Annotated in this window: 1 protein-coding gene; it reads left to right on the top strand. The window is 70.2% G+C overall.

Going from position 1 to position 5,348, the window contains the following annotated elements; translation table 11 throughout:
• Nucleotides 1-37: 37 nt before the first annotated feature.
• Nucleotides 38-5,348: non-ribosomal peptide synthetase (locus tag VLF18_RS09590; protein ID WP_325279401.1), on the top strand; the 5,311-nt coding region annotated here is incomplete at its 3' end.

Genomic DNA, 5,348 nt, shown 5'->3' with positions numbered 1-5,348 from the left:
CGATCGCCTGACCCACACGATCCCGATCGGCCGCCCGATGAGCAATACCCAGCTCTTCGTGCTCGACACGAATCAGCAGCCCGTGCCGATCGGCGTCGCGGGCGAACTCCACATCGGCGGCGCCGGCGTCGCGAAGGGCTACCTCAATCTGCCGGAACTCACGGCGCAGAAGTTCGTCGCGAGCCCGTTCGATGCCACCCAGCGCCTCTACCGCAGCGGCGACCGCGTGCGCTGGCTCGCCGACGGCAATCTCGAATTCCTCGGCCGCCTGGACGACCAGGTCAAGGTCCGCGGCTTCCGCATCGAACTCGGCGACATCGAAAGCCGCCTGCGCCAGATCGCCGGCGTGCGCGAAGCCGCCGTCGCCGTGCACGGCGACGGTCCGCAGGCGCGTCTCGTCGCCTACGTCGTCGGCGACGAATTCGCGCTCGTGGAAACCGCGCGCGACGGACTGGCGGACCAGTTGCCCGACTACCTGCAACCCAGCGCCTACGTGCAGCTCGAGCGCCTGCCGCTGACGCTCAACGGCAAGGTCGATCGCAAGGCGCTGCCGGAACCCGGCGCCGCGACCGAAACCTTCGTCGAGCCGGCCGGTGACACGGAACAGCGTCTCGCGGCGATCTGGGCGCCGATCCTGCGCCAGGACCGCATCAGCGCCGACGCGAATTTCTTTGCGCTCGGCGGCCACTCGCTGCTGGCGACGCGCATCGTCAGCGAGATCGCAAAGCAGTTCGGAAAGCCCGTGCCGGTCCGCGCACTGTTCGAACACAGCACCGTGCGCAAGCTCGCCACGTACCTCGACGCGCAAACCGCATCGGGCTATGCCGCGATCCCGCGCCAGCCGCGCGACGGCGAAGCGCTGCCGCTGTCGTTCGCGCAGCAGCGCCTGTGGTTCATCGACCGGCTCGAAGGCGGCAGCCGCCAGTACAACATGCCGGCCGCCTTGCGCCTGCGCGGCGCGCTCGATACGACCGCGCTGCAGGGCGCGCTCGACGCGATCGTCGCGCGCCATGAAATCCTGCGCACGCGCTATGTCGAGGTCGACGGCCAGCCGCGGCAGGTCGTCGATGCGCCGGTACCGGTCGTCATCGCGACGACCGATCTGAGCACGCTGTCCGAGGCACAGCGCGAGGAACGCGTGCTGCAGCTCGCACGCGACGAAGCCGCCGCGCCGTTCGATCTCGCACGCGATCCGATGCTGCGCTGCCATCTCGTGCGCCTCGCGCACGAGGAGCACGCGCTGCTGTTCACGCTGCATCACATCGCGTCGGACGGCTGGTCCAACGGCATCCTCGTCAAGGATTTCGTCGCGTTCTACACGGCGCTGCGCGACGGCGTCGCGCCGGCCGTCGCGCCGCTGCGCGTCCAGTACGCCGACTACGCCGCGTGGCAGCATGCGCAGTTGCGCGGCGACGCGCTCGCGCGCGGGCTCGACTACTGGCGCCGCCAGCTCGCCGGCATTCCGGCCGTGCACAGCCTGCCGCTCGACAAGCCGCGCCCGGCGCAGCAGCGCTTCCAGGGCCAGGTGCACGAACACGTCATCGATGCCGAACTGGCCGACGCGATCCGCGCGTTCTGCCGCGCGCGCGACGTCACGCCGTTCGTGTTCGTGCAGACGGCGCTGGCCGTGCTGATCGGCCGCTTCAGCCGCGAGACCGACATCGTGCTCGGCATGCCGATCGCGGGACGCGCGCATGCGGACACCGAGAACCTGATCGGCTTCTTCGTCAACACGCTCGTGCTGCGCACCGATCTCAGCGACAACCCGGATTTCGACACGCTGCTCGCGCGCAGCCGTCGCGTCGTGCTGGAAGCCGACAGCCACCAGCACATTCCGTTCGACATGCTCGTCGACGAACTCAAGCCCGCGCGCAGTCTCAGCCACAACCCGCTGGTGCAGATCCTCGTCAACAGCTTCGAGGCTGCCGACGATGCACCGGCACCGGTGTCGGGCCTCGCGTTCGAACCGCTGCGCGCGGGCGGCAGTGCCGATCTCGCGAAGGCCGACCTGACGCTGTACACGCGCAGCCTCGGGGAGCAGCTGTACTTCAAGTGGTCGTACCGCAGCTCGCTGTTCGAAGCGGCGACGATCGCGCGGCTGGCCGAAAGTCTTGCCGTGCTGCTGCGCGAAGTCGTGCGCCGGCCGCAGACGCCGGTGCAGGACATCGTGCTGCTGGATGCGGTGCAGGCCGACGCCGTGCTCGACGCGGCGCAGCCGCAGCGGCACGACTACGCCGCGCTGCCGCTGCATCTGCGCATTGCGGCGTTCGCGCGCAGCCGGCCGCAGCAGATCGCGTTCGACCATGACGGCCGCACGATCACTTATGCCGCGCTCGACGCCGATGCCGATGCGCTCGCGCGCGTGCTCGTCGCGCACGGCGCCGGCCCGGGCGGCGTGGTCGCCGTGCTGGCCGACCGCGGCATCGCCTATGCGACCGGCGTGCTCGCCGCGCTGAAGACCGGCGCGGCGTACGCGCCGCTCGCGGGCGAACTGCCGGACGCGCGGCTCGCGCACATGCTGCGCGACTCGGGCGCCTGCGTGCTGCTGCAGCAGGATCGCTTCGCCGGCCGCCTCGATACCGGCCTGCCGACGATCTCGCTCGACGCGCTGCCCGTCGCGAACGGCATCGCGACCGACTGGCCGGTGCCCGCCGCGGGCGCGGCCTCGCACGTGCTCTATACCTCGGGCTCGACCGGCGAGCCCAAGGGCGTCGTCGGCACGCACGATTCGCTGATCAATCGCGTCGACTGGATGCACGAGCGCTTTCCGTTCGCGCCCGACGACGTCTGCTGCCTGATCACGAGCACGGCGTTCGTGCGCGCGGTCTGGGAACTGTTCGTGCCGCTGGCCGGCGGCCAGAAGACCGTCGTGTTCGATGCGGAGCGCATCACCGATCTGCAGGGTTTCCTCGACGACCTCGGCCGCCATGGCGTCACGCGCATCGTCACCGCGCCGACGCTCGCGCGCGCGCTGATCGACCTGCCCGACGCGACGCGGCAGCTCTCGCGGCTGCGCTACTGGTTCGTCAGCGGCGAGCCGCTCAAGTGCGATGTCGCGCGGCGCATCACCGCCGTGCTGCCGCAGGTCACGCTGTGCAATCTGTACGGCTCGACCGAAACCATGTCCGACGTGAGCTACCAGGTCGTCGACGTCGTGCCCGACCGCGCGACCGTGCCGATCGGCCGGGCGATCGCGAACAGCGCGCTGCTCGTGCTCGACGGCCGGCTGCGTCCGGTGCCGCCGGGCATGCCCGGCGAGATCTGCATCGCCGGCGCGAACCTCGCGCGCGGCTACCTGAACCAGCCGGCGCTGACGCAGGAACGCTTCCCCGAGCACGCGCTCGGCCGCGAATTCGGCGAGCGCGTCTATCGCACCGGCGATCTCGGCCGCGTGCTTGCCGACGGCACCGTCGAATGCCTCGGCCGCATGGACTATCAGGTCAAGGTGCGCGGCTTCCGCATCGAGCTCGGCGAGATCGAGGCGCGCCTGCTGCGCAGCGACCGCGTCAAGGAAGCCGTGCTGCGCGTCATGGGCGATGCCGATGCGGCGCACCTCGTCGCCTACATCGTGCCGGAACACGCACTCGACGAAGCCGGCCTCGACGCGCTGCGGCGCGAACTGCGCGAATGGCTGCCCGACTACATGCAGCCCGCCGCGTTCGTCGTGCTCGACGCGTTCCCGCTGACGCCGAACGGCAAGGTCAACCGCCGCGCGCTGCCCGAGCCCGACTACGCGGCGCAGCGCAGCTACCGCGCCCCCGAAGGCGCGACGCAGATCGCGATCGCCGAGGTCTGGGCGCAACTGCTCAAGCACGAGCGCGTCAGCAGCGGCAGCAACTTCTTCGAACTCGGCGGCCACTCGCTGCTCGCGACGCGCGTCGCGAGCGCAATCGCCGCACAGCTCGGCAAGGACGTGCCGGTCCGCGCGATCTTCGAGCATGCCGACCTGTGCTCGCTCGCGCGCTACGTCGATGAGGAAGCGCGCAGCGCGAGCGCGCGCATTCCGTTCGCGCCGCGCGACCTGCCGCTGCCGCTGTCGTTCGCGCAGCAGCGCCTGTGGTTCGTCGACCGCTTCGAAGGCGGCAGCGTGCAGTACAACATGCCGGTCGCGATGCGCCTGACCGGCGCGCTCGATATCGCGGCATTGCAGCGCGCGCTCGATGCGATCGTCGCGCGGCACGAAGTGCTGCGCACGGTCTACGTCGAGACCGGCGGCAGCGCCGTGCAGCGCATTTCGCCGGCCGTGCCGGTACTGCTCGCGCGGCTGTCGCTGCGCGACCTGTCGGGCGAGGAACGCGAGCGCGCCATCGCGCGCCTGTCGCACGCCGAAGCGCGCCGTCCGTTCGATCTGGCCGCCGATCTGATGCTGCGCTGCAGCCTCGTCGAACTCGGCGACGACGATCACGTGATCCTGTTCACCATGCACCACATCGCCTCGGACGGCTGGTCCAAGGGCGTGCTCGTCAAGGAATTCGCGGCGCTGTACGCGGCCTTCGTCGCCGGCGACGGCAGTCCGCTGCTGCCGCTGCCGCTGCAATACGCCGACTACGCGCACTGGCAGCGTTCGCCGGCACAAGCGGAAGTGCTGCAGCGCGATCTGGCGTATTGGCAGCGCCAGCTCGCCGACCTGCCGCAGGTGCACGGGCTGCCGCTCGACCGGCCGCGGCCGGCGCGGCAGGCGTTCGGCGCGCAGCGCCTGCAGATCCAGATCGATGCGGATCTCACGCAGCGGCTGCGCGTCCTCGCGCGCGAGCACGACGCGACCTTGTTCATGTTGCTGCAAAGTGCATTCGCGCTGCTGATCGGCCGCTGGAGCAACGAGACCGACGTCGTGCTCGGCACGCCGATCGCCGGCCGCGTCGCCCGCGAGATCGAACCGCTGATCGGCTTCTTCGTGAACAGCCTCGTGCTGCGCACGGATCTGTCGGGCGATCCGAGCTTTGCGGAACTGCTCGCGCGCGGCCGCCAGACCGCGCTCGACGCGTTCGCGCACCAGTCGACCTCGTTCGAGATGCTGGTCGAAACGCTGAAGCCCGAGCGCCATCTGAGCCATGCGCCGCTCTATCAGATCGTCATCGCGCTGCAGAACCACGAGCGCAATGCGCTGAGCCTGCCGGGCCTGACCATCGACGCGGTCGGCAGCGATGCGGCGAGCATCGACGTCGATCTGCACTTGGCGATCGCCGAATCGGCTGACGGCCTGCATCTGCGCTGGCTCTATGCCGACAGCCTGTTCGACGCAGCGACGATCGCGCGCTTCGCCGAGAGCTTCGCGACGCTGCTGTCGTCGATCGTCGACGCGCCGACGCAATCGGTACAGTCGCTGCCGCTGCTGCCGGCGGCGGACA

It is taken from the genome of Tahibacter sp., from assembly GCF_035481375.1.
In the GTDB taxonomy this organism is placed as follows: domain Bacteria; phylum Pseudomonadota; class Gammaproteobacteria; order Xanthomonadales; family Rhodanobacteraceae; genus Tahibacter.
Note: the sequence above shows the minus strand (reverse complement) of the source record. Positions and strands in the feature narration are given on the sequence as shown.